A 216-nucleotide genomic window follows, 5' to 3' on the forward strand; every position below is an offset into this window, starting at 1 on the left:
TGGACTTTCTTCTTTTTGAACCACTTTGGCGTCAATACGCTCATGCAGTTCCATGGTGCCTTTAAACAGTAAAAACACCCCACCAAACAGAAGAATCAAATCCCGTCCTGAGGAAGGATGGTCGAAGATATGGAACAGCGGCTCGGTCAGTGTCACCACCCAAGCAATTGAGGCCAACAGCACCAAACGCATTAAGAGTGCAAGGATCAAACCAAC

The 216-nt window shown here is 47.2% G+C and carries 1 protein-coding gene; it reads right to left on the minus strand.

Annotated features, from left to right (window positions below):
* Positions 1–216 (minus strand): TerC family protein (locus RRF55_RS29040; protein WP_439419456.1); only part of this gene is annotated, 216 nt, incomplete at both ends.

This window comes from Klebsiella sp. K47, assembly GCF_051858335.1.
GTDB classification, from domain to species: domain Bacteria; phylum Pseudomonadota; class Gammaproteobacteria; order Enterobacterales; family Enterobacteriaceae; genus Klebsiella; species Klebsiella pneumoniae.